This is a genomic window from Streptomyces shenzhenensis, from assembly GCF_021462265.1.
Lineage (GTDB): Bacteria > Actinomycetota > Actinomycetes > Streptomycetales > Streptomycetaceae > Streptomyces > Streptomyces shenzhenensis.
The window spans coordinates 117569-143301 of the sequence record NZ_JAJONF010000016.1 but is presented as its reverse complement, the minus strand read 5'-3'; the positions used below and the strand labels follow the sequence as shown (position 1 = coordinate 143301).

General features: G+C 69.0%; 30 protein-coding genes. 24 read left to right on the top strand and 6 right to left on the bottom strand.

Features of this window, described 5'->3' with window-relative positions; genetic code table 11:
• Nucleotides 1-563: 563 nt before the first annotated feature.
• Nucleotides 564-878, top strand: a complete 315-nt coding sequence (locus LQ326_RS21850; RefSeq protein ID WP_234538985.1) for a hypothetical protein — start codon at nucleotides 564-566, stop codon at nucleotides 876-878.
• Between the two features lie 216 nt (nucleotides 879-1094).
• On the opposite strand, the gene LQ326_RS21845 is transcribed toward LQ326_RS21850, so the two are convergent.
• Entirely contained in the window at nucleotides 1095-1301 is a 207-nt protein-coding gene (locus LQ326_RS21845; protein WP_234538984.1) for a hypothetical protein, read from the bottom strand.
• Nucleotides 1302-1628: 327 nt separating this feature from the next.
• Between LQ326_RS21845 and LQ326_RS21840 the strand changes: the two genes are divergently transcribed.
• A complete protein-coding gene (locus tag LQ326_RS21840) occupies nucleotides 1629-2180 on the top strand; it encodes a hypothetical protein (protein ID WP_234538983.1) in 552 nt (183 codons plus the stop codon).
• Nucleotides 2181-2421: 241 nt separating this feature from the next.
• On the opposite strand, the gene LQ326_RS21835 is transcribed toward LQ326_RS21840, so the two are convergent.
• Entirely contained in the window at nucleotides 2422-3048 is a 627-nt protein-coding gene (locus LQ326_RS21835) for a hypothetical protein (protein WP_234538982.1), read from the bottom strand.
• Between the two features lie 275 nt (nucleotides 3049-3323).
• Here LQ326_RS21835 and LQ326_RS21830 point away from each other — a divergent pair, with 275 nt between their 5' ends.
• Nucleotides 3324-4103, top strand: a complete 780-nt coding sequence (locus LQ326_RS21830) for a hypothetical protein (RefSeq protein WP_234538981.1) — start codon at nucleotides 3324-3326, stop codon at nucleotides 4101-4103.
• A gap of 7 nt (nucleotides 4104-4110) precedes the next feature.
• A complete protein-coding gene (locus tag LQ326_RS21825) occupies nucleotides 4111-4737 on the top strand; it encodes a ribonuclease D (protein WP_234539034.1) in 627 nt (208 codons plus the stop codon).
• A 302-nt stretch (nucleotides 4738-5039) separates the two neighbouring features.
• On the opposite strand, the gene LQ326_RS21820 is transcribed toward LQ326_RS21825, so the two are convergent.
• Nucleotides 5040-6260 carry an IS110 family RNA-guided transposase gene (locus tag LQ326_RS21820; protein WP_234539033.1) on the bottom strand — a complete coding sequence of 407 codons (1221 nt, stop codon included), beginning with the start codon at nucleotides 6258-6260 and terminating at the stop codon, nucleotides 5040-5042.
• A 630-nt stretch (nucleotides 6261-6890) separates the two neighbouring features.
• Here LQ326_RS21820 and LQ326_RS21815 point away from each other — a divergent pair.
• On the top strand, nucleotides 6891-7685 hold the full coding sequence (locus tag LQ326_RS21815; protein WP_234538979.1) for an NUDIX domain-containing protein: 795 nt from the start codon (nucleotides 6891-6893) through the stop codon (nucleotides 7683-7685).
• Here LQ326_RS21815 and LQ326_RS21810 read toward each other — a convergent pair.
• Nucleotides 7669-8709 (bottom strand): NsdA family TPR-like regulatory protein, encoded by a 1041-nt coding sequence (locus LQ326_RS21810; RefSeq protein WP_234539032.1) that lies wholly within the window; start codon nucleotides 8707-8709, stop codon nucleotides 7669-7671. The genes LQ326_RS21815 and LQ326_RS21810 overlap by 17 nt on opposite strands.
• 425 nt (nucleotides 8710-9134) lie before the next feature.
• Here LQ326_RS21810 and LQ326_RS21805 point away from each other — a divergent pair, with 425 nt between their 5' ends.
• The 11 genes from LQ326_RS21805 (at nucleotide 9135) to LQ326_RS21755 (ending at nucleotide 15643) form a co-directional block, all read left to right on the top strand.
• Nucleotides 9135-9482 carry an SCO3933 family regulatory protein gene (locus LQ326_RS21805; protein WP_234538978.1) on the top strand — a complete coding sequence of 116 codons (348 nt, stop codon included), beginning with the start codon at nucleotides 9135-9137 and terminating at the stop codon, nucleotides 9480-9482.
• Nucleotides 9483-9499: 17 nt separating this feature from the next.
• Nucleotides 9500-10843 (top strand): FtsK/SpoIIIE domain-containing protein, encoded by a 1344-nt coding sequence (locus tag LQ326_RS21800; protein WP_372496921.1) that lies wholly within the window; start codon nucleotides 9500-9502, stop codon nucleotides 10841-10843.
• 84 nt (nucleotides 10844-10927) lie between these two features.
• The gene (locus LQ326_RS21795) at nucleotides 10928-11614 is read left to right on the top strand and encodes a DUF2637 domain-containing protein (RefSeq protein WP_234538976.1); all 687 of its coding nucleotides are present in this window, start codon (nucleotides 10928-10930) and stop codon (nucleotides 11612-11614) included.
• A 21-nt stretch (nucleotides 11615-11635) separates the two neighbouring features.
• Nucleotides 11636-11827 carry a mobile element transfer protein gene (locus LQ326_RS21790; protein ID WP_234538975.1) on the top strand — a complete coding sequence of 64 codons (192 nt, stop codon included), beginning with the start codon at nucleotides 11636-11638 and terminating at the stop codon, nucleotides 11825-11827.
• 13 nt (nucleotides 11828-11840) lie between these two features.
• Complete coding sequence (locus tag LQ326_RS21785; RefSeq protein ID WP_234538974.1) at nucleotides 11841-11996, top strand: DUF4175 domain-containing protein; 156 nt, start codon at nucleotides 11841-11843, stop codon at nucleotides 11994-11996.
• Between the two features lie 21 nt (nucleotides 11997-12017).
• Complete coding sequence (locus LQ326_RS21780; RefSeq protein ID WP_234538973.1) at nucleotides 12018-12344, top strand: SpdD-like protein; 327 nt, start codon at nucleotides 12018-12020, stop codon at nucleotides 12342-12344.
• A gap of 90 nt (nucleotides 12345-12434) precedes the next feature.
• On the top strand, nucleotides 12435-12641 hold the full coding sequence (locus LQ326_RS21775; RefSeq protein WP_234538972.1) for a hypothetical protein: 207 nt from the start codon (nucleotides 12435-12437) through the stop codon (nucleotides 12639-12641).
• On the top strand, nucleotides 12638-12880 hold the full coding sequence (locus tag LQ326_RS21770; RefSeq protein ID WP_234538969.1) for a hypothetical protein: 243 nt from the start codon (nucleotides 12638-12640) through the stop codon (nucleotides 12878-12880). Before LQ326_RS21775 ends, LQ326_RS21770 begins: the two co-directional genes overlap by 4 nt.
• Complete coding sequence (gene repSA / locus LQ326_RS21765) at nucleotides 12877-14253, top strand: replication initiator protein RepSA (protein WP_234538967.1); 1377 nt, start codon at nucleotides 12877-12879, stop codon at nucleotides 14251-14253. Before LQ326_RS21770 ends, repSA begins: the two co-directional genes overlap by 4 nt.
• A 2-nt stretch (nucleotides 14254-14255) precedes the next feature.
• Complete coding sequence (locus LQ326_RS21760) at nucleotides 14256-14465, top strand: excisionase family DNA-binding protein (protein WP_234538965.1); 210 nt, start codon at nucleotides 14256-14258, stop codon at nucleotides 14463-14465.
• The gene (locus tag LQ326_RS21755) at nucleotides 14465-15643 is read left to right on the top strand and encodes a tyrosine-type recombinase/integrase (RefSeq protein WP_234538964.1); all 1179 of its coding nucleotides are present in this window, start codon (nucleotides 14465-14467) and stop codon (nucleotides 15641-15643) included. The genes LQ326_RS21760 and LQ326_RS21755 overlap by 1 nt, the downstream gene beginning before the upstream one ends.
• 228 nt (nucleotides 15644-15871) lie before the next feature.
• On the opposite strand, the gene LQ326_RS21750 is transcribed toward LQ326_RS21755, so the two are convergent.
• Both LQ326_RS21750 and LQ326_RS21745 read right to left on the bottom strand, forming a co-directional pair.
• Nucleotides 15872-16192, bottom strand: a complete 321-nt coding sequence (locus LQ326_RS21750) for a hypothetical protein (RefSeq protein ID WP_234538963.1) — start codon at nucleotides 16190-16192, stop codon at nucleotides 15872-15874.
• 262 nt (nucleotides 16193-16454) lie between these two features.
• Nucleotides 16455-17330, bottom strand: coding sequence for a bifunctional DNA primase/polymerase (locus LQ326_RS21745; protein ID WP_234538960.1), 876 nt, complete (start codon nucleotides 17328-17330; stop codon nucleotides 16455-16457).
• A 371-nt stretch (nucleotides 17331-17701) separates the two neighbouring features.
• Here LQ326_RS21745 and LQ326_RS21740 point away from each other — a divergent pair, with 371 nt between their 5' ends.
• From LQ326_RS21740 to LQ326_RS21705, 8 genes are all read left to right on the top strand, one after another.
• Nucleotides 17702-18019: a hypothetical protein gene (locus LQ326_RS21740; RefSeq protein WP_234538958.1), complete on the top strand. Its 318-nt coding sequence runs from the start codon at nucleotides 17702-17704 to the stop codon at nucleotides 18017-18019.
• Nucleotides 18020-18274: 255 nt separating this feature from the next.
• Nucleotides 18275-19462, top strand: a complete 1188-nt coding sequence (locus LQ326_RS21735; protein WP_234538956.1) for an acyl-CoA dehydrogenase family protein — start codon at nucleotides 18275-18277, stop codon at nucleotides 19460-19462.
• Nucleotides 19431-20390 carry a bifunctional MaoC family dehydratase N-terminal/OB-fold nucleic acid binding domain-containing protein gene (locus tag LQ326_RS21730; protein WP_372496914.1) on the top strand — a complete coding sequence of 320 codons (960 nt, stop codon included), beginning with the start codon at nucleotides 19431-19433 and terminating at the stop codon, nucleotides 20388-20390. The genes LQ326_RS21735 and LQ326_RS21730 overlap by 32 nt, the downstream gene beginning before the upstream one ends.
• A gap of 1 nt (nucleotide 20391) precedes the next feature.
• Entirely contained in the window at nucleotides 20392-21522 is a 1131-nt protein-coding gene (locus LQ326_RS21725; RefSeq protein ID WP_234538952.1) for an acyl-CoA dehydrogenase family protein, read from the top strand.
• On the top strand, nucleotides 21512-21976 hold the full coding sequence (locus LQ326_RS21720; RefSeq protein WP_234538950.1) for a MaoC family dehydratase: 465 nt from the start codon (nucleotides 21512-21514) through the stop codon (nucleotides 21974-21976). The genes LQ326_RS21725 and LQ326_RS21720 overlap by 11 nt, the downstream gene beginning before the upstream one ends.
• Nucleotides 21973-23139 carry a lipid-transfer protein gene (locus LQ326_RS21715; RefSeq protein WP_234538947.1) on the top strand — a complete coding sequence of 389 codons (1167 nt, stop codon included), beginning with the start codon at nucleotides 21973-21975 and terminating at the stop codon, nucleotides 23137-23139. Before LQ326_RS21720 ends, LQ326_RS21715 begins: the two co-directional genes overlap by 4 nt.
• A gap of 216 nt (nucleotides 23140-23355) precedes the next feature.
• Nucleotides 23356-23925 carry a SigE family RNA polymerase sigma factor gene (locus tag LQ326_RS21710; protein ID WP_234538946.1) on the top strand — a complete coding sequence of 190 codons (570 nt, stop codon included), beginning with the start codon at nucleotides 23356-23358 and terminating at the stop codon, nucleotides 23923-23925.
• A 134-nt stretch (nucleotides 23926-24059) separates the two neighbouring features.
• A complete protein-coding gene (locus LQ326_RS21705) occupies nucleotides 24060-25715 on the top strand; it encodes a long-chain fatty acid--CoA ligase (RefSeq protein ID WP_234538944.1) in 1656 nt (551 codons plus the stop codon).
• Nucleotides 25716-25733 lie beyond the last annotated feature (18 nt).

The following is a 25733-nucleotide window of genomic DNA, read 5'->3' as shown; positions in this document are numbered from 1 at the left end:
CCGCGCCGTCGCCCGCACCAGGGCGCGGTACGTCCCCAGGGGCAGGCACCGCCGCTGCTTAACGCCGCCTCGGCCGCCAGCGGCCTGTGCGTCCTCCGCGCCTGTTGGCGGGCCGACGGTCGTTCTGGGAGCGGTCTCTGACCGGATGGGCCACCGTGACCTGCTCAGAGGGGAGGACACCCCGCTTGTCCGCCCTTACTTGCTGGCCTGGGAGAAGCGCGTACGACAGCACTCGGTGGATGTCGTGGCCGGTGATGCTCCGATCGACACGAGGTCGGTCCTCCTGGGGGTCGGCTGATGTCTCCGCAACAGCAGCCACGCGACCTGAACGCCTCGGCCGCCCCCTACCGCTCAACTGCCTGCCGCGTCGGCACGCACCACGAGTGCGCGGACTCCTCCCCGGCTTCGGCACCGGTCGACGTCCCACTGATCTACGAGGCGTGCGACTGCTCGTGCCACTCGGCGTCTGTCCCCACGACTCCGGGGGCGTTGAAGCGGTGAGCGTCCGGGACTCAGGCGGTCGGCCGGTAGCCAACATCGATTATCGAGAGGCAGGCGCAGGGATGACGACACCCAGCGGGCTGAGGCTTCTCCCGTGGGCGGGGCCGGGGGGTAAGCCGTGCTACCTGAACACCGATGACCCAGAAGGCTTCATGTCCCGCCTCGCGGACCACATCGAGTCGATTCAACTCGGCATGGCGTCCCAACTTCTGGAGCAGGCGGCACCGGCACTCGATGACGAGACCGCGAACGGGGAGCAGTTGCGTCTTCTCGCCGCGCAGCTGGTCGGCGCATTACGGGACGTGCTCCGTGTGGCTACCAGCCGCGGGCGCTGTCATGGGGCCAGCTTGGACGCGGATGAAGACTCCGACCTATAGCACCGCAGCTCAGAAGTCCGGTCGCTGACTAGGTGGATGAGGCTGAGGGCAGGGGGCAACACGGCCAGGAGGCCGTGTTGCCCCCTGCCTAGCTTCTGATCCGTAGCTCTGTAGAGATCGGTCATTGGAGGTCATACAGGCTGCCGAGAGGGGCGGGACGGTCGATGCTGGGTGCCGACGGTTGCTGGGGTTGCTGTACTCCGTTGCTGTACCGCCTCACAGATCCGCTCGGGTCTCCGTCCCCCGGCTCCCCTGCCGCAGCACGACGTGAGCCGGCCTGAACGGCAGACCGCGAAGGGTCGGCTCCATCACCATGAAGAGCGCCTTCACATCCGCCCCGTAGGCGTACAGCACGGCTTCGCCTCCGCCGAACTCGTTCCCGTCCACTTCACCGACTCCCGCCTCTTCGACGGCTGCCGTCATGGTGCGCTCAGCGTCAAAGATCGCCTCCCGCTCGGCACGCGAGCGTACTGGTCATCGCTCAGCCGGTAGCGAGCAATCACGACTTCTTCCGGTGTCTCCGGTTCGGGCATGTCAAAGAGTGCGTCCATACCGGCACGATGCCACCAGCCTCTGACAGCGCGCCCACGCCGTGCCAGCCGTCCATACGCGAGCCGACGCACGCTTTCCAACTGTGGTGGTACAGCCTTGGGCGTCGTTCTCGGGGCGTTCACCAGGATCCGCGGGCGGTCGAGCAGACCTACCGTGAATCACCCCACCTGGTAGTGCTCTGCGGGCACAATCACCGCCATGGACACCGGGGTTGTCGCGATCATCGGTTCTGCTGCCGGTCTGCTGGGAGCGACGGTTGGCGCCAGCGGGGCGATTGTTGTAGCGATAGTGACTGGTCGCAGTCAGGATCGTTCGCAGCACGCTCACTGGCGCCGCCAGGTTCGGCGGGAGGCGTACGGCAATCTCATCAACGCGGCGTACGAGCTGTATCAGGAGCTAGAACCGCGGTCTGTGGCGATAGTTCACCACAGCACCATGTACGCCACTCACGTGCCAGATGAACTGATGGCCGCGTTAGTCAAGGCCTGTCACACGGTGCAGTTGGAAGGGCCGCCCGATGTTGCAGCTCAGGCCGAGGTAGTCCGTGATCTCTTCGCCGACTGGAATGGCGCAGTCCACCTCTGGGAGATTCAGAACGGGGACCGGCCACTCAGGATGCCCGAACTCGAAAGGTTGGCCGGCGCGGACCTCCTGCAGATGAAGACCAGTACGGACACCGGCCGGGACAGGTTCCTCACGCTGGCTCGGAATGCCCTCGATGCGACGGCTGACGGCCCAGGCCCGGCCTAGTGACCCGCGACAGCCCTCCCTCATCGCGAGCTGGTAGGGCGCGTGGAGGCTAGACAGATGCGAGTCCTCCGGGTGCAGGCATAACACGTCCAGTGTGGCAGATCATCTCCGGGACCCCAGGCCAGAGCGGGGTGGGGGTGGTCACCCCCGGGCGCCGACTGTCAGCGTTGGTCGACCTCGGACGGCCCAGAACTCGGGCGGCCCCTGACCGGTAGTGCCCAAACAGCGGCGCCACCGCCCGTCACTCCAGCTGCACGGGAGCGAGCGGGAGCTGTTCCTTGTAATGCCATGTGAAGGTGCGGTCAGGTTCGAGGTGGGCGTCCCCCCAGTGGATGGCATGGATGCCGCTTTCGGCGTCGGCCGTGAAGAACACGCAGACCAGCCTGGTGGAAGCTCCCAGCTCCTCGAACGCTTCGTGCAGGCCCAGGTACTCCTCGGTCGCCAAATCCTCGTCGACGTCGAACAGGCCTTCCGGAGGCTGCGGCCCGTGCGCCCGGAACAGCCGGTGCCGAGTGGGCGACGCATTGGCGGGCAGTCGGGCTCGGTCCAGGGGCCTCGGCCTGTCCGCGTACCGGAACGGGAAGAGTGCGTGATCGTTGATCACCGCATACTCATATCCGCGCACGTCGCGCACGGCTTCCCCCAGCCCCCGCGCCGTCTCCGCCAGGTTCTCGCGGACCACGCCCGCAAGGGCGACACCGTACGGACTGCGCTTCTTCAGCCCCGCAGCGAGGTGCGCGGCATGAGCCTTCCCATGCGCCTTGGCCAGTTGCACCGGGACCGCAGCAGCAAGCGCGCCGGCATGCCGCCCAAACCGCTCGACAGCCCAGGCCGATGGCCCTACCGGATAACCACCCAACACCGACATGCAGTGCTCCCCTCCCCCAGGTCCCGCCTCTGAACTGTGTGACACGTACACGAAGGGCACACAAGGGGGCGATCTAGCCAGGACGTGGCGGCACATGCGCTCTGGAGGGCGTTCGTGCGTGAGAACCGACTACGTCCTCCGATCCGGAGCTTAAAGCGGGGTGACCACTCAGGCTGAAGGCCCTGCGCAGGTCGCTACAGTCCCGTGTACAACTCCGACGGCATCCCACTGTCAGTGGCCCGAGATACCGTCGCATCTGTGGAGGAGGGGTACAGGTGGCGAATAACCCATACCGTCGCGTCACTAGCCTTAAGTACTGGCTGGTTTCACTGATTTCGCTAATCGTCGGAGTCTGCTTTCTTTACCTGTCAGGCTTGGGTTGGTTCGAGCGACACAAGTCAATCGGTACGCTCGCGAATCAATTCGGTGGACTGATGATCGCGTCCGTCGCTCTAGCTCTGCTATGGGAGCTGGTCGGGCGGCGATCCTTCTTTCAGGAAATGCTGGAAGTTCTCCGCCTGAAGACCGACGTGGAATCGGCAGGTCTTGATGCGATCGGCACTGACTATTCAAAGGTAGTCGATTGGGAGCATCGCCTTGATGGCGCAAAGAAGCTGGATATCTTTGCCGCTTGGGCAACGACGTGGCGTAATACGCATCAGACGCGCCTCACCCGGATCACTACTCGTCCTGACTCCAAGATTCGAGTTTGCCTTCCGAACCCAAACGACGTGGACTGCGTCAAGATCCTTGCTGCACGCTTCACCATGTCTGAGGACCGCGTGCGGAGCAAGCTTACGGAGGCGATCGATGGGTATAAAGATCTCGACGGGGGAGCTGGAACTGGGCGTGTTGAGATCTATGGGTCCACTGCGTTCAGAGCCTTCACTGCATACCGAGTTGATGACGTGTTCATCGTTACCCTCTACCACCACAAGGACAGCCGCAGCGGGGCTGTTCCTGCCCTCAGCTGCCGAGAAGGCGGTTCGCTTTACGAATTCTTCCGCGCTGATCTCGAAGGGGTCTTGGATGCCAGCGTCAAACTCTATCCGTAGCGTGACTATGGCTGATGGCGTTCAGGTCTTGACAGGTGACATCTCTTCTGAGATCTATCGCGACATTGTCTCAGCGGGCCGCCTGGCTTGGGACATCGAGACCAACGGGCTCGACCCGCAAGCGGCACAGATCGGTACTTGCCAACTCTCGGCGCCGACAGTAGGGACAATCGTTGTCACTGGCCTCGCAGGTGAGGTTCCGGCAAACCTGCGTCGCCTATTGATGGATGAAAGGGTGCTGAAGGTATTTCATCACGCCCCCTTCGATCTATCGTTTATGACGGCGGCGTGGGATGTGAAGGCCGAGCGGGTGGCTTGCACGAAAATCGCAGCAAAGCTCCTCGCTCCCAATGCGCAGAAAGGCGAGTACTCCCTCAAGTACCTGATGGCAAAAAGCTTTGGGTTGGAGCTCGACAAGTCTGTCCGATTCACGGACTGGCTGGCGGAAGATCTGACCCAGCGGCAAGTGGAATACGCCGTCATGGATGTGGTCAAACTTCTTGATCTGTACGACATTCTCCGCGAGCGGCTTGAGGGTAGGAGGCTTCTGGCCCTCTACGAACGCTGTTGCGCCTTCCTTCCCGCACACGTGGAGCTCCGACTTCACGGAGTGGCAGATCCCTTTAAGTACTGAGCCGCAACTCCGCTCGGTAGGCCCTACGAGGTCGGTGGAGCGGCTTTGGGCTGGAGCTGCTTTGGGGCGAGTGATCATGGCCCCGTAAGCTCATGGCGAGTCGGGCAGTCAGTGGACCTGCCCGTAAAGCACGACGTTGGGGCCATGATCTTAGAGGCTCGCCCCAAAGTGGCTGCCTAAAGCCGTGGAGCCGACCGCCCCAGCCACAGAGGGTGTCTCCCCCCTTCATGCCCGCAGCCGCCGAGCGCGCCGCCGGGCGCGGCCAGCCGGGGCGCAGACAGACATCCGATGCGGTTGATCAGTCAAGCGGTGTCGGGGAAGGCGGTCTGCTCGTCGTAGGGGATGCGGTGAGTGAGGCAGTGGTGCAGGCAGCCGAGTAGGCGGTTGAAGAGGTTGCGCTGGGCTGCGACGTGTCGTTCCTCGCTTGCACGGCGGCGGTCGTAGTGGGCTCGTGCTCCGGGAGATGCCGTGAGAGCGGCGAAGGCCCAGATGTAGCCGGCCGAGGCGAGACGCTGGTTCTTGATGTGCCTGGCCAGGACGGTGGTTTTGCGTCCGGAGGATCTGGTGATGGGGGCGGATCCGGCGTAGGCCTTCAGTGCGCGCGGGTTGGTGAAGCGGGTGTGGTCGTCGCCGAGTTCGGCCAGGACGCGGGCGCCGGTAAGAGCGCCGAGGCCGGGGAAGCTGGTGATGATCTCGGCGTCCTGGTGGGTGGCGAAGGCGGTGGTGGTGGCTGTTTCAAGGTCGTCGGCACTGGTGCAGGCTGCGTCGAACTGCCGCAGCAGAGCGAGGGTTTTGATGCCCATGGCGTGCTCGATGACGGGTGGCTGTTGCATCTGGGGTTCGCGGAGCAGGGTGTGGAGGCGTTCGACCTCACCGGTGATCTCCCGTTGGCGTCCGGCCTTCTTCAGGATCGCTCGCAGTTGCGGGCGGGTGAGCTGGGCGGCCTGGGTGGGTGTGGGTGCCGCGGCGAGCAGGGTGCGGGTGACGGGTGAGGCGAGGCCTTCGCGGAAGTGATTGAAGACGGTGAGGAAGCCGGGGAAGTACTCGCGCAGGTGGGAGCGCAGCCGGTTGCCGGTCTGAACGCGGTCCCAGACGGCGTCTTGCTGGGCTCGGGCCAGGACGGTGATGGCCTGGGCGAGGTGGCTGTCCGCGGGCAGGGGCCGGTGTTCTGCGGGGTCGGTGCGCAGGATGTTGGCCAGGACCTTGGCGTCGAGGTGGTCGGACTTCTTGCGGCTGAGTGCGTAGCGGTCGCGGTAGCGGGCGGCGGTCAGCGGGTTGATCACGTAAATGGGTCTGCCGGTGGCGCGTAAGCAGGCGACCAGGAGGCCGTGGGAGGTCTCGATGGCGACGGGGATCGGGTTCTCTGGGCTGTCGCCGTGCTGGGCCAGCAGTTGCAGGAGCTGGCTGAGGCCTTCTGGGGTGTCGTCGATGCGGAGCTTGTCCTGGAGGGTGCCGGCCTGGTCGAGCAGTGCGATGTCGTGGTGGTCGGTGGCCCAGTCGATGCCGCAGAACACGCTGGTCATGGTGGTGTCCTTGAGGGGTGCCGGTGGTGGAGTGGTCGCCGTGGCGGGGTTGCGCGTCTCCCTAATGGCAGGGCTCATGGGCCCGTCATCCGATTGGCCGTTCGCAATCCCAGCGGTCGCCGGGGGCCTCGGTCAGCTGCGGAACTGGGGGCGTTCGCCGAGCGGTGAGAGGTGTTCCCTGGCGGCGGCTTGGACCACGAGAGTCAACTGTGCCGCTGTTTGTGTGCGAGCGGGGGTGGCGGGGCCGGGCCGCGCGGGACGAAGGCATGAGCGCGGGCCGGCCCCGCCACCCCCGCGATGCTGCACTGGGCGGGCAGACACGGGGGGCCGACTCTGTCTTGAGAGGTCAGGCCTCAGGAGCGACTACGGATCACCACGTGCCCACCCGCCCAAGGACGCTCGGCCATGAGAACCGCCCAGCGTCTTACCGCACCATTAGGAGGCAGGCCGCGCCGCAGAGGCGGCGCGCGCCCGCGCCGTGCGCGGGCCTTGATCGAGTAGGGAAAGTTCTACCGCGCTGGGGCTGATCGTCTGCGTCGGTCGATGCCTACTCACGTGAGTAGGTGCGCCGATACGCTTGTGTGGCTACACCCAACGAACACCCAACGACGGCAGGGGCGTGCTCACCGGATGGGACCGAAGTCGGAGCGGGTCTACCGCGCGATTCGCGAGTGGATCGCTACGGGCAAGTACTCGCCGGGTTCGAGGCTTCCGTCTGAGCGGACGCTGTCGGAGGAGTTGGAGATCGGCCGCACGGCGCTGCGCCAGGTGCTGGCCAAGCTCGTTGCCGAGGGTGTTGTTGAGGTGCACGGTCGTAGCTCGTATCGGGTGCCGGATCGGTCGGTGAGCACGGAGGCGCCGGCGGATATCGAGCGCTGGCAGATCCATGGTGAGCGGACGCTGTATGACAACCGCTGGGTGAAGCTGAGTCTCGTGGACGTGGAGCCGCCCGGCATCGATCGCTTTGAGCACCACGTCGTCAAGCTTCACCACGTGGCCATCGCCGCCGTCATCGATGAGCAGGACCGGGTGCTCATGATGTGGCGCTACCGCTTCGTCCCTGACACCTTCGGGTGGGAGCTCCCCGGCGGGATTGTCGACCAGGGGGAAGAGCCTCTTCAGGCCGCCTTGCGTGAGGTGGAGGAAGAGACTGGCTGGCGGCCGAACGCCCTGGAGCACGTGGTCACTTACCAGCCCATGGTCGGCATGGTCGACTCGCCGCATGAGATCTTCGTCGGGCGTGGAGCGAAGCTCGTCGGTGAGCCCACGGATCTGGAAGAGGCTGCGCACATCGCTTGGGTGCCCTTGTCCGACGTTCCCGGGCTCATGGCTCGTGGTGAGCTGATGGGGTCGGGGACCCTGGTCGCCCTGCTGCATGTGCTCGCTTCGCGAGGTGTCGGCGCGTTGCCTACAGACGCTGCGTGAGCTGTTCGATCCGGCGCCGATGACGTACTGACCCTGTGCGGCTGGCCACCAGCCGGGCCTGTCGCAGGTGCTTTTGGGCCTCGTCGTACTCGCCGCGGGCGAGATGGGCTTGGGCAAGGTCGCAGCGCAGTCCCGCCGTTGCCCTGATGAACGTGGGATCGGTCGCCTTCAGTGCGTCGTAGAGGCTGTCCACTGCTTCGGCGTCGCCTATCAGGGCGAGCGCGTTCCCGCGCCACCTGGTGAGGTGGCCTTCGTTCAGGAAGATGCTCAGCATGTCCGGGTCGCGGGCTTCCTCTCCTGCCGGAAGGTGTCGCATCGCGAGTTCAAGGGCCCCTCGGCAGTCGTCGTGGAGTCCAGCGCGGGCGCAGATTTCCGCTTCGGCCGCGTACAGCCAGGCTCTGAGGCGCGGGGACATGCCCTGTCCTCCGAGACGCTGGGCCTCTCGCACCAGTTGGACCGCGGTCTCGGGGCGTCCGGCGTCGCACAGCACGTATGCCTGCTCGGCGGTGGCGTGCGCGAGGTACATGGGCTCCTCGGCCTCCTGGGCGGCGCGCTTTCCCAGCTCGTAGTGGCGCCAGGCTCGTTCGACGGCTCCGACGTCGAGGGCCTGCCAGGCTGCCAGCGTCGCCGCTCCGGCAAGGGCCAGAGCGACCGGGCGCCGGGTGTCCGGGAGTACCGCGAAGGTCAGGGCGTCTTCCAGCCGCGTGAGGTGGGAGGTCATCTGGTCGACCAGGCTGGCGGCGCCCATCTGTCGGTCGATGGTCCGGAGTAGTTCGGTCTGCTCCATGAACGTCTTGACGAGGGTCAGGCTGACGTTCCGTGCCTCGTCGATCCGGCCTATCAGCTCGTCGTAGCCGTCGGCGGTGACAGGTGCCGGCGGCTGGGAGCCGCTTGTCAGCTCGTCGTCGGTGATGCCCAGCAGTGCGCGGAGGATCTTGGCGTAGTGGCTGGAGATCGACCGTCGACCGTTCTCCCACTCCGAGACATACACTCGCAAACTCGCGGTCGACGCGACGGTGAGCATGTGCTGGCGCGCGTGGCGTTCGATCTCGCGCACGAGCCGCTCCTGCGACCACGCCCGTGCCGTCCTTGCTTCCTTGAGTCCACTCATCGCGTACTGCCGCTCCGCGTCGGGGTGTTGAGCCGTAACAGCAGCATGCATCACATCGGCCCAGCTCGGCAGGGGTTAACCGGACGAGTGTTAACCCCTGTTGTCTACCGGGACGTTGGGTTGCGCGGTTCTCTTGAGGTGTCGCAGTAAGGCGAGTTGAGACGCCGGGCAGATCGCAGCGCTTGACAACTGGTGCGCACCAGATGCAACCTTCTGGTGCGCACCAGTTGGAAGTGCAAACACTCACTGGCTTTGCTGCGGCATTCCATCAACGTTCAGGAGCGGCGACCCACCGCCAAGCAAGTACGCCGCTCCCGCCCCTGAAGGGACTTCCCATCATGCGTCAGATCCCCGTCGACACGTCCGCCGCGACCGTGATGGTCGCCAAGCCCGCTCAGCCCAAGGTCCGTGACCGCCGTACCGGTGAGATCGCCACGGATGCGGACGGCATGAAGCTGATGACCGTGGACGTCATGTTCGCGTCCAACGACGACGTCGAGATCCTGTCCATCACTGTCCCGGAGACCGGCATCTCCGGTGACCTGGCCATGGGCACGCCCGTCGCGCTCACCGGCCTGATCGCCCGGCCGTGGGAGAACGACTTCAACGGCCAGAGGCGGCACGGGATCGCCTTCCGAGCCGTCGCGGTCACCTCGCTCGCCGGCACGGGTGCGAAGGCGGCTTGACCATGACCTCCTGGTTCATGGTCGCCGGGATGGTGGTCGCTGCTGCCGCAGGTCTTCTGCGGTGGCGGCGCCCCGCCTGGTACTGGCTGTCCTTCGGCGTCACCTTCGCCACCGTGCGGGTCCTGGTCCGCTACACCTCGGTCATGGACGCCTGTGGGCTGACCGTCCCGCCCGCCCGCTGGCGCCTCGCCCTGGCCCGGATGACTCGCCGAGAGGTGCCGGAGCCGCGTCCGCCGCGCATCCTGCGGCTGCGTCCGACTCGTACCGGCCTGGTGCTTCGGCTCAAGCTGAAGCCGGGACAGGACGCGTTCGACGTCGCCGCCGCCACTGACCGGCTCCGCCACTCCTTCGGCCTGTACGGAGTCACCTCCCGTGAGATCCGCTCGGGTGTGGTGGAAGTGCGGATGACCGGCTACGACGTACTCAAGCGGGTGCAGATGCCCACGCGGCTCGACACCCGTCCGATGCGCATTCCGGTCGCCCTGCGGGAGGACGGCTCGGTGCACTACCGCGATTACCGGGCTGTCCCACATGGCCTGACCCTGGGCGCCACGGAGTCAGGCAAGTCCGTCTACCAGCGCAATCTCGTTGCCGGGCTCGCTCCGCACGATGTCGCCCTGGTCGGCATCGACTGCAAGCAGGGGGTGGAGCTGTTCCCGCTGGCCCGCCGGTTCTCGGCGCTCGCCGACAACCCCGACACCGCGTTAGAGCTGCTGGAGGCGCTGGTGGCGCACATGGAGGAGGTGTACCAGCTCATCCGGGCCGAGCAGAGGATCAGCGTCGCCGTGCCTGATGCGGAGATCGCCGCCGACATCTGGGACCTGCCCGAGGATCTGCGACCGGTGCCGGTCGTGGTCCTGGTCGACGAGGTTGCCGAACTTGCCCTGTACGCCACCAAGGACGAGGAGAAGCGCCGGGACCGGATCGTCACCGCCCTGGTCCGCCTGGCCCAGCTCGGCCGCGCAGCCGGCATCTACCTGGAGATCTGCGGGCAGCGCTTCGGCTCCGAACTCGGCAAGGGCATCACCATGCTCCGCGCCCAGCTCACCGGCCGTACCGCCCATCGCGTCAACGACGAGACATCCGCCAACATGGCCTTCGGCGACATCGCCCCCGACGCCGTCCTGGCCGCGATCCAGATCCCTGCCGAGACCCGCGGCCTGGCCATCGCGGGAGATTCGACCGGCGGCTGGCACCGCATCCGTGCCCCGCACACCTCGCTGCGCGAGGCCGTGAACATCTGCAACAAGCACGCGGACCGCACACCCGATCTGCCCGCTCTGGCGGCCTTCCGCCCCGCCACCGCCGCAGTGCCCCCGGCCCGGGTCCAGCTGACCAAGACAGCCCCCGTCACCACCTGATCCTCACCCCTTCCTCGGTCGGCGCGGCCGCCTTCGCGCCAGGTCCCTACCCCTCCCATGCCTGACGACAGGAAGGAACCCGTGATGGCCCGCCTGCGTGTCGACGCCGTCCTGGTCCAAGCCGTCATCGCCGGGGCACTGTCCTTCGCCCACCTGCACGACCTTGCCTCCGCCGCCGGACAGGACGGCTGGAAAGCCTGGGCCTACCCGATCAGCGTCGACCTGCTCCTGGTCGCCGCCTGGCGACGACTGCACACCGACGGGCCCAGTCAGCTGGCCTGGTCCTGGTTCGCCATCGCCCTGACCGCCTCCCTCGGCGCCAACATCGCCACCGCCGGACTCCTCGACATGAACGCCGTCCCGGCCTGGCTGCGCATCCTCGTCGCCGCCTGGCCGGCCCTCGCCTTCATGGGCGGCACCCTCCTCGCCCACACCACGACTCACCCGGAGTCGGAAGCGCCGCCGGCACAGCCTGATCCGGCACCCCAGCACCCGGCCGCTGAGCGTGACCAGGAACCCGAACACGTGCTCCCGCCGGTCGCGGACGTCGAGGACCCCGCCGCCCTGCCGCCCGCTCCCGAACCTCAACCCGCACCCGCCCCGTCCGCTGCTCCCACCGTCCCGGTCCCGTCCGCCCTGGTCGACCACGCCCGGAAGGTCGCCGACGACCACCGCACCCGCACCGGAACTCCGATCGACACCGACACCCTCCGCGCCCGCCTCGGCGTCCCGCCCCAGCTCGCCGAAGCCATCGCCGCCCAACTCGCCTGATCAGGAAGGAGAACTACCGCCATGCCCGCCCGTGACCACTTCCACTCCGTGATGCGGATCGGCCCGGTACAGATCGGCACCCACCGCGACCGGAACGGCCACACCAAGCACGCCGCCGTGTGCACCAACGACCGCTGCGGCTGGTCCGCCGACTACTCCAGCCAGTCAGCTGCCCAGCTCGCCGCCCGCACCCACCGCTGCCGCATCAACTGACCGGAGGTTCCCCGTGCACGTCCCGCTCTGGCTCGCCCTGATCATCGTCGGCTGGCTCGGCATCAAGCTCATCCGGCCGCCCTGGTGGCTCATCGCCGTGCTTCTGCTCGGCGGCTTCCTCCTCGCCGACAGCGTGCTGGCCCCCCTCATCGACTCCGCCATCAAGTAAGCCCAGGAAGGAGAACCGTTCATGCTCCGGCCCAAGCTCCCGGCCATGCCCCAGCCCACCGGCCTGGTCACCCCGCAGACGCCGTCCGTCATCGAGCCGACCACCATCACCCCGGGCACCCCGGCCTCGCCGTCGGCGGCACCGGTCGCCCCGGCTTCCGCCCGGCCGGTCGTGCAGCTCACGCCCGGGACAGCACTTGCCCTCGTCGGCGGTGGTACCGCCGCGGTCCTGGTCGTCGGTGCCGTGCTCGTCTCGATGCTCCTGGCCGTCGCCATCACTGGGGCCTCGGTCGCCGTCTGCGCCGTCGTCCTGCGTTCCCTGCTCGCCTCCGAGGTCAAGCGCCGTTGACCGGCACCCGGGCGGCTCCGATACCGCCAAGCATCCGCCGCCCGGGCGCCGACTCTCTCCGATCCACAGGAACCGGAAGGAACCCCCATCATGCCCGGCACGACCCCGGCCACCCTCGCAACTGCCCGGATCTGCCCGAACTGCGACGGCTTCGCCACCGCCGTCGTCACCGCGGGTGCCCGCGACTCCCGCGGCCATCTGCCCACCTTCCTCGTGGACTGCCCGGCCTGCCACGGCACCGGCGCCGTCTTCCCGCGCCCCCGTCTGGCTGCGGCGGACCTGGAGGTGACCGCATGAGGAGCATCACCACCTCCGCCCACATCGAGCCGGAAACGACCGCGCGCGTTCAGGTCTTCGACGGCACCGACCACGGCGACTGCTTCATCAGCCTCCGCCTTGGCGGTGACCTCGTCGATATCGCGCTCATCGCCCGCCCTGAAAGCTCCGAAGCCCTGCGCCTCCTGGCTCGCGCCGCCGAGGAAGCCGCCTACGAACTCGACCGGATGGCCGCTGACGACGTGGAGGGTGCCGCATGACCCGTCCCGCGACCTTCGCGGGCCTGGACCCGATCACCCTTGGCGACGCGCTGCGGGTGGCCGGGTCTCCGGGCTTCGACCGCTGGCAGGACCAGATCCGCCGCACCGGGGGCTGCGCCGACCCCGTCCACCTCACCGGCTGGGTGATCCACAAGGACAAGACGACCGGCGAAACCCTGCACCACTACTCCACCGGGACCGAGCCGGGCGGACGGCTCCGCATCGCCTGCGGCAACCGCCGCGCCTCTCGCTGCCCGGCCTGCGCTTGGACGTACGCGGGCGACACCTACCACCTCATCCGCGCCGGCCTCGCCGGGGACGACCGCCGAGACATCCCCGCCACCGTTCGTGACCATCCGCGCGTCTTCGCCACCCTCACCGCCCCGTCCTTCGGCCCGGTCCACAACCGCCCCGACCGTGGCACCTGCCGTTGCGGCACCCGCCACCCCGCCGATGACCCCGCCCTCGGCACGGCCCTCGACCCGGGCACGTACGACTACGCGGGCGCCGTGCTGTTCAACAACCACGCCGGACAGCTCTGGCAGCGCTTCACCAACCGGCTTCGCCGCGAGATCGCCGCCCGCGCCGGAATCACCCAGCGGGAGCTGAAGGAGCGTGCCCGCATCTCGTACGGCAAGGTCGCGGAGTTCCAGAAGCGCGGTGCCATCCACTTCCACGCCGTCATACGCATCGACGGCCCCGACGGACCCGATACCGCCCCGCCGTCCTGGGCGACCGTGCATCTCCTCGGCGACGCAATCCGTGCCGCCACCGCGCACTCGTACACGTCCGTGTCTGCCCCGGCCGTCGAGGACCAGCCCGCCCGCACTTTCCGCTGGGGCACCCAACTCGACGTACAGCCCGTGAAGGCGTTCGGCGACGGATCGGCCATCACCGAACAGGCCGTCGCCGCCTACGTCGCCAAGTACGCCACCAAGGCCGCCGAGACCACCGGCACCCTGGACCGCCGCATCGGCGAACTATCCGAACTCGACCGCCATCACGTGCCCGACCACACCCGCCGCCTCATCGAAGCCTGCAAGCAACTCGACCCGCTCTACCCCGACCGCCGCATCTGGGCTTGGGCGCACATGCTCGGCTTCCGCGGCCACTTCTCCTCCAAGTCCCGCCGCTACTCGACCACCCTCGGCGCCCTGCGCCAGGCCCGCGCCGACTACCGCGCGACCCAAGAGGCCGCCACCCTCGGCCTGGACGCGGTCGAGCCGGACACCGTTCTCGTCCTGGCCGACTGGCAGTACGCGGGCCACGGCCACACCCCGGGGGAATCCGCCCTCGCCACCACCATCCACCGCGACCTGCAACTCAACCGCGAGACAGCTCGCGAGGCGCTGGCGACCGAGGGGAATTGGTGACCATGGACCGACTTCTCACCGTGTACGAGGTCGCCGAACGGCTCGGTACGGGCGTGCGTTTCCCCCGTCGGCTCATCGAGGAGCGCCGGATCACCTTCGTAAAGGTCGGCCGTCATGTCCGCATCCCGGAGGGCGCCGTGGAGGCGTTCGTGGACGCCAACACCGTGCAGCCGATCACCCTGCGGCCTACAGGCCTCAGGAGGGCCGCCTGATGGCCGGTAAGCGCAAGTCCCGCCGGAATTTCGGCCGGATCCGCAAACTTCCCTCGGGTCGCTTCCAGGCTCGGTATCCGGGGCCTGATGGTGTCCTGCGGCCGGCGGATCGGACCTTCGCCACGTCGACGGACGCTGATCGCTGGCTGGTGCGGAAGCGCGTGGAGATCGAAGAGGGCCGCTGGCTCGATCCGGCCGAGGGGCAGACGACCGTACGCGACTGGTCCGCCCGTTGGCTGGCTGCCGTCTCGCCGCAGCTCAAGCACAAGACGCAAGCGACGTACCGCTCCCTGATTAACTCGTTGATCGTCCCGGCGCTCGGTGATCGAGAGTTGTCCAGCCTGCGGCCGATCACGATCGCCGAGTGGGTCGGCGGGATGAAGAAGAAGGGGCTCAGCGCGTCGCGGATCAGGCAGGCGTACCGGGTCCTGTCGCAGATCATGCGGTCCGCCGTCGACAACGACATGATCCCGCAGACACCTTGCCGAGGCGTGAAGTTACCGAGGATGCCGCAGACCGAGCCGCACATCCTGACCCCGCTCGAAGCCTCCCGGATCGTTCGGAGCGCGGCGAAGCCGCATGACCTGCTGATCGCGCTGCTCGCCTACGCAGGTCTGCGGGTCGGTGAGGCGTTCGCGCTCCGGCGGGCGGACATAGACGTATCCGGCGGGGTCGTCCTGGTCGACGAGAACCTGGCTGAAGCCAATGGCACGCTGGTCTTTGACACCCCCAAGTCGCATCAAAAGCGGCTGCTCCGTATCGGCCCGTCCCTTGCCAAGCGGCTCGGTCGGTACCTGGAGACGCTTCCGGGTGGTGATGACGCACTCCTCTTCACTACCCCCGCCGGCAAGCCTCTGCGCTACAACCAGTGGCGCAAGGCCTACTTCGACCCCGCCGTTGCGGAGGCTGGACTGACTGACGTCACCCCGCACGATCTCCGGGCCTCGCACGGCACATGGGTTGCCGACCGGTACGGCGTCATGACCGCCGCGCATCGGCTCGGCCACTCGAACGCGAGTGTCACCACCCGGCACTACGCTCGTCCCGTCGCCGGTCGTGACGACCAGGTCGCCGAGGCCGCCGACTCCTGGCTCAGCGGGCACGACCCCGCCCCTGGGGCACGTAGCGGGCACGACGACGATGAGGACGGCTCCGCTGGAGCGCTCGTATCCGTCTGACCTGCGGCGGAGCGATCAGCCGATATGATCGCCGAGAGATCTTGAAAACCGTCGTGGCGCGAGTCACCGTGGGTTCAAATCCCACACCCACCGCAGCAGGTCAGAGCGTTGCAGGTCAGAAGGGGTGCCACTCTCCGGAGCAGCACCCCTTCCGCGTGACCTTGTCCCACCCTGGCTCGCCGGTATCCCACCTCTGACCAGCGCGCCCGGCCAACCTGCGGCCAGGATTTACGCCTCCTTCGTCGAACCGAATGCACTGCTGGGAAGGTCGTCATCGTGGGTGTCGGCTATGAGTTCGGCGAGGGTGAAGTGGGCCTCGTGGTTCGACCACCGACTTTCGACGCGCACGACGTAGCTGCGCTCGGACACGCGGAAGACCCGTCTTCTCTCTCGGCGGCGCCCTGCTTCGGTCAAGGCCTGTGCACAGGTGTCGATGAGCCGCAGCATCACGGCAAGGGCTTGCGCCTCGGTCCCTTCCACTTCCTTGTGGATGTTGTACCGGAAGGCTTCCGCCTCGCCGTCAGCCTTCACGATGGCCCATCGAGGCATGGTGTTCTCCAGTCCGTGAGACGACGCGAGCTGCGTAGTCACATGGCCGCGTCGCACAGTCGGTCCGCACGCGACTTCGGGCGTTGAGATTATCGAAAGACCGCGCGCCGAGTCGGCTGCTCCCTTGCGCACCCGGGTGGCGGCGGTGACCGGGGCGGTCGGCGGGGTGGAGATGATGGCGAGGAGCGCGTTGAGGCCCTTGACCTGGTGTGTCCGTAGCCGGCGCCTTGCTTCCGGTGGCCGTGGACGGGCTTGATCGATGTCAGGGCCGGTGGCCGGTCATGCGAGCCGCCGATGCGATGGTCGCGCGGGCCTCGGGTTCCGTCAGGCCGGTGTGGACCGCCGCGTCGATCAGGGGGGCTCGCAGGGCCCGGCCGATGCCGTTCTCGTAGGCGCGGCAGGCTGCCCAGAAGAGGCGGGTGTTGCGCTGGCCCTCGTGGGCGGAGAGGACGAACTGGACCAGGCCCTGGCCGCGGTTGCCGACCGAGGGGTGGGTCGCGGGGTGGGGCGCGCGCGGGGGCGGGAGCAGGAGGCGTAGGAGGGCCTGGGGGCAGGGCGCGGGGACCAGGTGTTCGGTGCCGGGGGCGGTGGCGTAGACGCCGTGTTCGGTGCGGGAGCCGGGGCCGACCAGGTAGCCGCCGGCGCCCCGGATGTCGATGCCGGGGGCGAGCCGGCCGGCCGAGTTGGGGACGACGGCGTCCGGCGGCCCGGTCAGCCAGAGGTGGCGGCCGCCGCTCGGGGTGAGGACGACGACCGTCGGCGGGATGGTGAACAGGTGCCGCAGGGCCAGTTCGCGCAGGGCGGCCGTGGCGTCGGTACCGGACTTGACGTCGAGGTCGACGCCGATGAGGCGGTACGGGGGCAGCCCGCAGGCGATGCCGTAGCCGGTCGCCCAGGGCGCCGCGGCGAAAAGTTCCCGGATGCGGGCCGGGTCGGTGGTGGCGTCGTACACCCCGTGGCCTGGGCGGCCGCACTCGCCGTGGCAGGGCGGCAGCGCGGGCTCGGGGTCGTGGCGGTGCGGGGAGCGCAGGGCCGGGAGTTTGGTCCGGGACAGAGGGATGACGGCCAGGCCGCGCTCGGCGGCTGACAGGGCGTGTGCGAGGGCCAGCGTCGTGGCCTGCCGATCGGTGGTGGCCATGCCCTCCATGTTCGTACGTGCGTTCGAAAAAAGGAAGAGGGGGTCGGTGTGACACGCCGAGGGCGCGCAGGGTCGGTGGCTTCGTCGCGGTGCGGGGCCGGAACGTTTTTCCCCTTGGGGGCTCTGGTGGGGGGAATGCCCTGAGTGGTGATGACCGGTGATGAAATCCATCAAAGATGGCGAAAGGGGTTTATCGACTTGTCGTCACGCTTGAGGGCGAATAGCGGCTTCCGGTCTGGTTCGCCGGGGATTCGGTGGGCAACTCTGGTCTCGCGACGTCGATGACAACCGCCAGGGCGGTCGGCCAACTGCCCTGGAAAAAGCCTTACTTGATGTATTTCCGGCACAGCCGGGCTCTGAGAGGAAACGACATGGCAAGCATCCGTACCGCCCGCGTTCTCGCCGCCGTCTCGGCGCTTCCGCTCGCCGCCGCGCTCTTCGCCGGTGTCGCGACCGCGGACAACGGTGCGATCGCGGACCACGGATCGAGCGCCAACGCCGGCACGGCGGGCGTCATCGGCAGCGGCGTCGGCCACAACAACAGCGGCAACTCCGCCACCACCCAGCAGAACGCGGTGGGCAACGGCGCCTCGAACCAGAGCAGTACCGCTCAGGTCAAGGGCTCCGCGTGGACGGCGATCCAGCAGGGCAACGACAACGCCGCCGTCCGCTTCACCCGGCTGTGGTGAGCTCCGCCTGAGCCCTGGTGAGGTGAGTCTGTGGGGAGGGGGGCAGTGCGTCCGCGCGGCGGTGCTTCGGCATCGCCGCGCAGGTGTTCTCCGGCCCTCGCCACCCCCTCCGAGGGCTTCTCACCGCCGCCCTTTCGCCCCCGGCCGAGGGTGCTCGCCGCCCCTTGGTCCCCTCCGCGGGCCCTCGCTGCCGGCCTCCTCCGCCGACCCGGACGACCTTGACACCGAGCCTTATCTGACGGACAGTCAGAAACCATGCATCTGGCTCCCACCGAACGCCAGCAACGGCTGCGCGCCGAACTCCGTGCCTACTTCCGGAGTTTGATCCCGACGCCCGCCCCCGAGGACCCCGCCGAACGCCGTGCCCTGCTGCGTCGCATCGGCGCGGACGGCCTGCTCGGCCTCGGCTGGCCCGTCGAGTACGGCGGTCAGGGCCGGGGCGCCGACGAGCAGTTCGTGTTCTTCGACGAGGCGTACCGGGCCGGCGCCCCCGTCTCGATGGTCACCCTGAACACGGTCGGGCCGACGCTGATGAAGTACGGCAGCCCGGAGCAGAAGGCCCGCTTCCTGCCCGGCATCCTCCGTGGCGACCTCGTCTTCGCCATCGGCTACAGCGAACCCTCCGCCGGCACCGACCTGGCCTCGCTGCGCACCCGGGCGGTACGGGACGGCGACGGCTGGCGGATCGACGGACAGAAGATCTTCACCTCGGGAGCCCAGCACGCCGACTGGATCTGGCTGGCCTGCCGCACCGATCCCGAGGCGCCCCGGCACCGCGGGATCTCGATCCTCCTCGTCCCGACGGACGCGCCAGGGTTCTCCTGGACGCCGATCGAGACGGTGGGCGGCCAGGTCACCACGGCGACGTACTACGACGGCGTCCGCGTCCCCGCCGGCAACCTGGTCGGCACCGAGCACGACGGCTGGTCGCTCATCACGAACCAGCTCAACCACGAGCGGGTCGCCCTCGCCGCGACCGGCATGCAGGCCGAGGACTTCTACGCGGACGCGCTCACCGCCGCCCGCACCCCCGATCCGGTGACGGGGCGGCGCCGTGTTGACGAGCCCTGGGTGCGTTTTCGGCTGGCCGAGGCGCATGCCCGGCTGGCCGCGAATCGCCTGCTCAGCTGGCGTCTGGTGGGGGATGCCGGGGCGGGCAGGGTGGCCCCCGCGGAGGCCAGCGGGGTGAAGTTCGCGGGAACGGAATCGGCAGTCGCGACGTATCGCATGTGTCAGGAGATCGTCGGCGAGGCGGCATTGGTCCGGTCCGGCTCGCCGGGGGCGTTCGGGGACGGCGAGCTGGAGCGGCTCAACCGGGCGGCGCAGATCAACACGTTCGGGGGCGGGGTGAGCGAGGTGCAGCGGGAGATCGTCGCGACGATGCGGCTCGGGATGCGCAGGACGGGAAGGGGTGGCGACCGTGGCAGCGGCAGGGGGGAGTGAGGAGCCGGGGGCGCGGCCCGGGACGGACGACCTCGCAGCGCGGCTCAAGGTGTACGAGGGGCAGCCGGCGGCCCGCGCCGGCATGGGCAAGGACCCGGTCAACCTGCCCATGATCCGGCACTGGTGCGAGGCGATGGGCGACACCAACCCGGCGTACCAGGGGCCGGACGCCGTCGCCCCGCCCACCATGCTCCAGGCCTGGACGATGGGCGGTCTCTCCGGGCACACCGCCCGCACGGGCGCGTACGACGAGATGCTGACCCTCCTCGACGAGGCGGGCTGCACCTCGATCGTCGCCACCGACTGCGAGCAGGAGTACCTCAGGCCCCTGCGGCCGGGCGACGAGGTCGCCTTCGACACGGTGATCGAGTCGGTGTCCGCGCGCAAGACCACCAAGCTGGGCACGGGGTACTTCGTCACCACCCGCACGGACGTCCGCGTCGGTCCCGAACTCGTCGGCACCCACCGCTTCCGCGTCCTCAAGTACGCGCCGAGCGGCCCCGAACGCAAGCCGCCGCCGCGCCCCCGCCCGGTGGTCAACCGGGACAACGCCGCCTTCTGGGAGGCCGTGGCCGAGGAGCGCCTCCTCATCCAGCGGTGCGCGGACTGCGGCGTCCTGCGCCACCCCTGGCTGCCGGGCTGCAACGCCTGCGGCTGTCTCGACTGGGACACGGTCGAGTCGTCCGGCGAGGGCACGGTCTGCTCGTACGTCGTGATGCACCACCCACCCTTCCCGGCCTTCGCCCCTCCGTACGCGGTCGGCCTGATCGAACTCGCCGAGGGCGTGCGGATGGTGAGCAACGTGGTGGGGGTGCCGTACGACAAGGTGCGGATCGGGCTGCCGGTACGGGTGGAGTTCTGCCGGTACGACGATGACGGCGGGGCGTTGACCCTGCCCGTCTTCCGGGTCCTGGACGGGGAGGCATGACATGGACTTCACGCCCACCGAGGCCCAGGCCGAGGCTCGTGACCTGGCCGCCCGGGTCTTCGGCGACCTCGCCACCCACGAGCGGCTGCGGGCCGCAGGCACCGGCAGCGACCCGGAGCTGTGGAAGGCCCTCACCGCGGCCGGGCTGGTGGCCGCGGTTTCGGAGCTGGGGCTGCTGGGGCTGGTGCTGCTTCTCGAGGAACAGGGGCGCACCACGGCCCAGGTGCCCTATGCGGCGAGCTGTGTGTACGGGCAGCTGGCGATCGCCGCGCACGGCACGGGCGAACAGCGGGAGCGGCTGCTGCCGGGGATCGGGGACGGCTCGGTGGTGGTGACCGGCGCGTTTCCGGCACAGCCATCGGTACGGCCTTCCGCGTACGGCGGGTCGGTGGAACCTTCCGCGTACGGCGGGTCGGTAGGACCTTCCGCGTACGGCGGTTTGAACGGCACCGTGCCCGTCGTCCCATGGCTGCGCGACGCCACGCACGTCCTGGTCGCCGACGCCGAACGAAGGCTGTGGCTGGTGCCGATCGGCGAGGGCACCAGCGTCGAGGAGGTCGAGCTGACCGCGCCCTGGTCGGCGGGGCGGCTCACCCTCCAGGACGCCCCCGCCGAGCCCCTCGGCCCCGACCCCGGCCCCGACACCGGCTCTGGCTCTGGCTCTGGCCCAGGTTCCGGCACCGGCGCCTACGCCGACGTCCTGGCCACCGCCCGCACCGCGTTCGCCGGACTCCAGGCGGGCGTCTGCGCGGGCTCCCTGGCCCGGGCCGTGGCCCACACCAACGCCCGCGAGCAGTTCGGGCGCCCCCTCGCCACCCGGCAGGGCGTCCAGCTCCGTGCCGCCGACGCCCACATGGACACGGAGGCGATACGGGTGACGGCGTACGAGGCGGCCTGGCGGCGGGACACCGGGCTGCCGTACGCCACGCACGCGCTGACCGCGGCCTGGTGGGCGTCCGAGGCCGGGCAGCGGGTCGTGCACACGGGTCAGCATCTGCACGGCGGCACGGGCGCCGACGTCGACCACCCGGTGCACCGGCACTTCCTGTGGGGCCGGCAACTGGACGCGTATCTGGGCAGCGGAGGCGAAGTGCTGCAGGAACTGGGGGAGTTGATCGCAAGTGGGAGCTGAGACGACACGGCCGGGCGTGGGCACCGAACTGCCGGCTCTGGAGATTCCGATCACGCGGACGCTGATCGTGGCGGGAGCGATCGCGTCCCGGGACTACCAGGACGTGCACCACGACGCCGAACTGGCCCGCGACAAGGGCTCGCCGGACATCTTCATGAACATCCTGACGACGAACGGCCTGGTCGGCCGGTACATCACCGACTGCTTCGGCCCGACGGCACAGCTCCGTAAAGCCGCCATCCGCCTGGGCGCGCCCAACTATCCCGGAGACACGATGGTGTTGACCGGGCGGATCGAGGAGATGGACGACGAGACCCGCACGGCGACCGTCCGCGTGGTGGGCGCCAACAGCATCGGGAACCACGTGACCGGCACGGTGACCGTCGTCCTCACCGAAAGCACCGAGGACAGGGGCACCGTCACCGTCACCGTCGCCGACGAGGTGGACTCATGAGCGTGCGGGCCCGGGACTCGCTCGGCGGGCGGGCGGCGATCGTCGGGATCGGGGCGACCGAGTTCTCCAAGGACTCGGGGCGCAGCGAGCTGCGGCTGGCGGCGGAGGCGGTGCGCGCCGCGCTGGACGACGCCGGGCTGGCTCCGGCGGACGTGGACGGGATGGTGACGTTCACGATGGACACCAGCCCGGAGATCACCGTGGCGCAGGCCTGCGGGATCGGCGAGCTGTCCTTCTTCTCCCGCGTCCACTACGGCGGCGGCGCGGCCTGCGCGACCGTCCAGCAGGCGGCCCTCGCCGTGGCGGCCGGGATCGCCGAGGTGGTGGTCTGCTACCGCGCCTTCAACGAGAGATCGGGCCGCCGCTTCGGCTCGGGCGTGCAGCACCGGGAGCCGTCGGCGGAGGGCGTGGCGCTCGGCTGGGTCCTGCCGTTCGGGCTGCTCACTCCGGCGTCGTGGGTGGCGATGGCGGCGCAGCGCTACCTGCACACGTACGGGCTGACCCCCGAGGCGTTCGGGCACGTGGCGGTGACGGACCGCGGGTACGCGGCGACGAACCCGGCCGCCTACTTCCACGGCCGTCCCATCACCCTCGCGGACCACGCGGCCTCCCGTTGGATCGTCGAGCCGCTCCGTCTCCTGGACTGCTGCCAGGAGACGGACGGCGGCCAGGCCCTCGTCGTCACGTCGGTGGAGCGGGCACGCGATCTGCCGCATCCGCCGGCCGTGATCGCGGCGGCCGCGCAGGGCGCCGGCCGGGCCCAGGAGCAGATGACCAGCTTCTACCGGGACGACCTGACCGGGCTGCCGGAGATGGGCGTGGTGGCCCGTCAGCTGTGGCGCACCAGTGGTCTCGCCCCGGCCGACATCGACGTGGGGATCCTGTACGACCACTTCACCCCGTTCGTGCTGATGCAGCTGGAGGAGTTCGGGTTCTGCGGGCGCGGCGAGGCGGCGGACTTCGTGGCCGAGGCGCGGCTGCCGCTGAACACACACGGGGGGCAGCTCGGGGAGGCGTACCTGCACGGGATGAACGGGGTGGCGGAGGCGGTGCGCCAACTGCGCGGCACGGCCGTGAACCCGATACCCGGGGCGGACCGGGTCCTGGTCACGGCCGGCACGGGCGTACCGACGTCCGGACTGGTCCTGACCGCGGACGGATGAGCTCTCCCGGCTTCGGACGGGTGAGGTCTCCTGACCGCGGGCAGGAGAGGTCGCGCCCCCGTTCCTGCTCCCCCCAGGGGTAAACCCGCAGCGGTCTCGCACCCGTACTCCACCTTCAGGAGGTGTAGGCAGCCCCATTCCTACAACCTGAGGGGGACCCTGCTTCGGGACCTGCGGCCGATCCGCCGTGACATCGCTCGCTCATAGCGTGGAGCCATGACCACACCCGTCTGCACCAGCGCTTCGGACGCCGCTGTCTCGGCGAGGCAGACCCGCGCACACACCCGCCCGTACCCGTCGTTCGCGTCGTACGTCAGGGCCCGCCAGCCGGTCCTGCTGCGCACCGCCCGCTCGCTGACCGCGAACCCGAGCGACGCCGAGGATCTTCTGCAGACCGCGCTCGCCAAGACGTACGTGGCCTGGGAGCGGATCGAGGACCACCGGGCGCTCGACGGCTATGTGCGCAGGGCCCTGCTGAACACGCGGACCTCGCAGTGGCGCAAGCGCCGGGTCGACGAGTTCGTCTGCGACGAGATGCCCGAGCCCGAGCCGACGGGGGGCGAGGGCGACCCGGCCGAGCGGCAGGCGCTGCACGACGCGATGTGGCAGGCGATCATGAAACTGCCCGCGCGGCAGCGGGCGATGGTCGTGCTGCGGTACTACGAGGACCTGAGCGAAATGCAGACGGCCGAGGTGCTCGGGGTGTCGGTGGGCACGGTGAAGTCGGCCGTGTCGCGTGCGCTCGGCAAGCTGCGCGAGGACCCCGAGCTGGACCTCGCGCGATAGCGGCCGGGGCGGTGGCCGGAGCGACCGGACGGGCTTTGTTGGCTTTCTCCTAGTGACATACCGAGTGGTATGTGCGCAGAATCAGCGCAGCCCTTTTACCGCCGAGTAGGCAATGTCGCCCCCGGGAGGACGCCGTGCTGAGCACCATGCAGGACGTACCGCTGCTGATCTCAAGGATCCTGACCCACGGGTCGAGGGTTCACGGCGCGTCACAGGTCACCACCTGGACCGGCGAGGGCGAGCCGCACCGCCGCAGCTTCGCCGAGATCGGCGACCGGGCCGCCCGGCTGGCACACGCCTTGCGGGACGACCTCGGGGTCCGGGGAGACGACCGGGTGGCCACCCTGATGTGGAACAACGCGGAACACGTCGAGGCGTACTTCGCGGTTCCCGCCATGGGCGCGGTCCTGCACACCCTCAACCTGCGCCTGCCCGCCGAGCAGCTGGTCTGGATCGTCAACCACGCGGCGGACAAGGTCGTCGTCGTCAACGGCTCGCTGATCCCGATGATCGCGCCGCTGCTGGCCAAGCTGCCGACCGTCGAGCACATCGTGGTCTGCGGCCCGGGCGACCGTTCCCCCCTCGTCGGCGCGACCGCGGCCGTACACGAGTACGAGGAGCTCATCGCCGACAAGCCGGCCGACTACGACTGGCCCGAGCTCGACGAACGCCAGGCCGCCGCCATGTGCTACACCTCCGGCACCACCGGCGACCCGAAGGGCGTGGTGTACAGCCACCGTTCGATCTACCTGCACTCCATGCAGGTCAACATGGCCCAGTCGATGGGTCTGACCGACCAGGACACCTCCCTGGTCGTCGTACCGCAGTTCCACGTCAACGCCTGGGGCCTGCCGCACGCCACCTTCATGACCGGCGTCAACCTGCTGATGCCGGACCGTTTCCTCCAGCCCGCCCCGCTCGCCGAGATGATCGAGCGCGAGCGCCCCACGCACGCGGCCGCGGTCCCCACCATCTGGCAGGGCCTGCTCGGCGAACTCACCGCCCGGCCCCGGGACGTCTCCTCCCTCACCCAGGTCACCATCGGCGGCGCCGCCTGCCCGCCCTCCCTCATGACGGCCTTCGACAAGCTGGGCATGCGGGTCTGCCACGCCTGGGGCATGACGGAGACCTCCCCGCTCGGCACCATCGCCCGCCCGCCGGCCCATGCGGTCGGTACGGACGAGGAGTTCGCGTACCGCCTCACCCAGGGCCGGTTCCCGGCGAGTGTCGAGGCCCGGCTCAGCGGCCCGGCCGGCGAACGCCTCCCCTGGGACGGCGAGTCGGCGGGCGAACTGGAGGTGCGCGGCCCCTGGATAGCGGGCGCCTACTACAACGGTCCCGACGCCGAGCCGCTGCGCCCCGCCGACAAGTTCAGCGCGGACGGCTGGCTGAAGACCGGTGACGTCGGCACCATCTCCGCCGACGGCTTCCTCACCCTCACCGACCGTGCGAAGGACGTCATCAAGTCCGGCGGCGAGTGGATCTCCTCGGTCGAACTGGAGAACGCGCTGATGTCCCACCCGGACGTCGCCGAGGCCGCGGTCGTGGCCGTACCGGACGAGAAGTGGGGCGAGCGCCCGCTGGCCACGGTCGTCCTGCGCGAGGGCTCCACGGCCACCTTCGAGGCCCTGCGCATCTTCCTCGCCGAGGAAGGCAAGATCGCCAAGTGGCAGCTCCCCGAACGCTGGACGGTCATCGAGTCGGTGCCGAAGACCAGCGTCGGCAAGTTCGACAAGAAGGTGCTCAGGAAGCAGTACGCCGCCGGGGAACTGGACGTCACCAGCCTGTAGGCGCCGTCATGTGAACGC

What these genes read in the sequence shown, in the direction of transcription:
- LQ326_RS21745 (WP_234538960.1), bottom strand. Translation starts at nt 17,330, where the DNA reads ATGGCCACCACCGATCGGCAGGCCACGACGCTGGCCCTCGCACACGCC.
- LQ326_RS21760 (WP_234538965.1), top strand. Translation starts at nt 14,256, where the DNA reads ATGGACCGACTTCTCACCGTGTACGAGGTCGCCGAACGGCTCGGTACG.
- LQ326_RS21805 (WP_234538978.1), top strand. Translation starts at nt 9,135, where the DNA reads ATGCGTCAGATCCCCGTCGACACGTCCGCCGCGACCGTGATGGTCGCC.
- repSA (WP_234538967.1), top strand. Translation starts at nt 12,877, where the DNA reads ATGACCCGTCCCGCGACCTTCGCGGGCCTGGACCCGATCACCCTTGGC.
- LQ326_RS21840 (WP_234538983.1), top strand. Translation starts at nt 1,629, where the DNA reads ATGGACACCGGGGTTGTCGCGATCATCGGTTCTGCTGCCGGTCTGCTG.
- LQ326_RS21725 (WP_234538952.1), top strand. Translation starts at nt 20,392, where the DNA reads ATGGACTTCACGCCCACCGAGGCCCAGGCCGAGGCTCGTGACCTGGCC.
- LQ326_RS21750 (WP_234538963.1), bottom strand. Translation starts at nt 16,192, where the DNA reads ATGCCTCGATGGGCCATCGTGAAGGCTGACGGCGAGGCGGAAGCCTTC.
- LQ326_RS21775 (WP_234538972.1), top strand. Translation starts at nt 12,435, where the DNA reads ATGCCCGGCACGACCCCGGCCACCCTCGCAACTGCCCGGATCTGCCCG.
- LQ326_RS21850 (WP_234538985.1), top strand. Translation starts at nt 564, where the DNA reads ATGACGACACCCAGCGGGCTGAGGCTTCTCCCGTGGGCGGGGCCGGGG.
- LQ326_RS21825 (WP_234539034.1), top strand. Translation starts at nt 4,111, where the DNA reads ATGGCTGATGGCGTTCAGGTCTTGACAGGTGACATCTCTTCTGAGATC.
- LQ326_RS21780 (WP_234538973.1), top strand. Translation starts at nt 12,018, where the DNA reads ATGCTCCGGCCCAAGCTCCCGGCCATGCCCCAGCCCACCGGCCTGGTC.
- LQ326_RS21735 (WP_234538956.1), top strand. Translation starts at nt 18,275, where the DNA reads ATGCATCTGGCTCCCACCGAACGCCAGCAACGGCTGCGCGCCGAACTC.
- LQ326_RS21755 (WP_234538964.1), top strand. Translation starts at nt 14,465, where the DNA reads ATGGCCGGTAAGCGCAAGTCCCGCCGGAATTTCGGCCGGATCCGCAAA.
- LQ326_RS21845 (WP_234538984.1), bottom strand. Translation starts at nt 1,301, where the DNA reads ATGACGGCAGCCGTCGAAGAGGCGGGAGTCGGTGAAGTGGACGGGAAC.
- LQ326_RS21820 (WP_234539033.1), bottom strand. Translation starts at nt 6,260, where the DNA reads ATGACCAGCGTGTTCTGCGGCATCGACTGGGCCACCGACCACCACGAC.
- LQ326_RS21710 (WP_234538946.1), top strand. Translation starts at nt 23,356, where the DNA reads ATGACCACACCCGTCTGCACCAGCGCTTCGGACGCCGCTGTCTCGGCG.
- LQ326_RS21770 (WP_234538969.1), top strand. Translation starts at nt 12,638, where the DNA reads ATGAGGAGCATCACCACCTCCGCCCACATCGAGCCGGAAACGACCGCG.
- LQ326_RS21815 (WP_234538979.1), top strand. Translation starts at nt 6,891, where the DNA reads ATGGGACCGAAGTCGGAGCGGGTCTACCGCGCGATTCGCGAGTGGATC.
- LQ326_RS21740 (WP_234538958.1), top strand. Translation starts at nt 17,702, where the DNA reads ATGGCAAGCATCCGTACCGCCCGCGTTCTCGCCGCCGTCTCGGCGCTT.
- LQ326_RS21835 (WP_234538982.1), bottom strand. Translation starts at nt 3,048, where the DNA reads ATGTCGGTGTTGGGTGGTTATCCGGTAGGGCCATCGGCCTGGGCTGTC.
- LQ326_RS21795 (WP_234538976.1), top strand. Translation starts at nt 10,928, where the DNA reads ATGGCCCGCCTGCGTGTCGACGCCGTCCTGGTCCAAGCCGTCATCGCC.
- LQ326_RS21790 (WP_234538975.1), top strand. Translation starts at nt 11,636, where the DNA reads ATGCCCGCCCGTGACCACTTCCACTCCGTGATGCGGATCGGCCCGGTA.
- LQ326_RS21715 (WP_234538947.1), top strand. Translation starts at nt 21,973, where the DNA reads ATGAGCGTGCGGGCCCGGGACTCGCTCGGCGGGCGGGCGGCGATCGTC.
- LQ326_RS21810 (WP_234539032.1), bottom strand. Translation starts at nt 8,709, where the DNA reads ATGCTCACCGTCGCGTCGACCGCGAGTTTGCGAGTGTATGTCTCGGAG.
- LQ326_RS21800 (WP_372496921.1), top strand. Translation starts at nt 9,500, where the DNA reads ATGGTCGCCGGGATGGTGGTCGCTGCTGCCGCAGGTCTTCTGCGGTGG.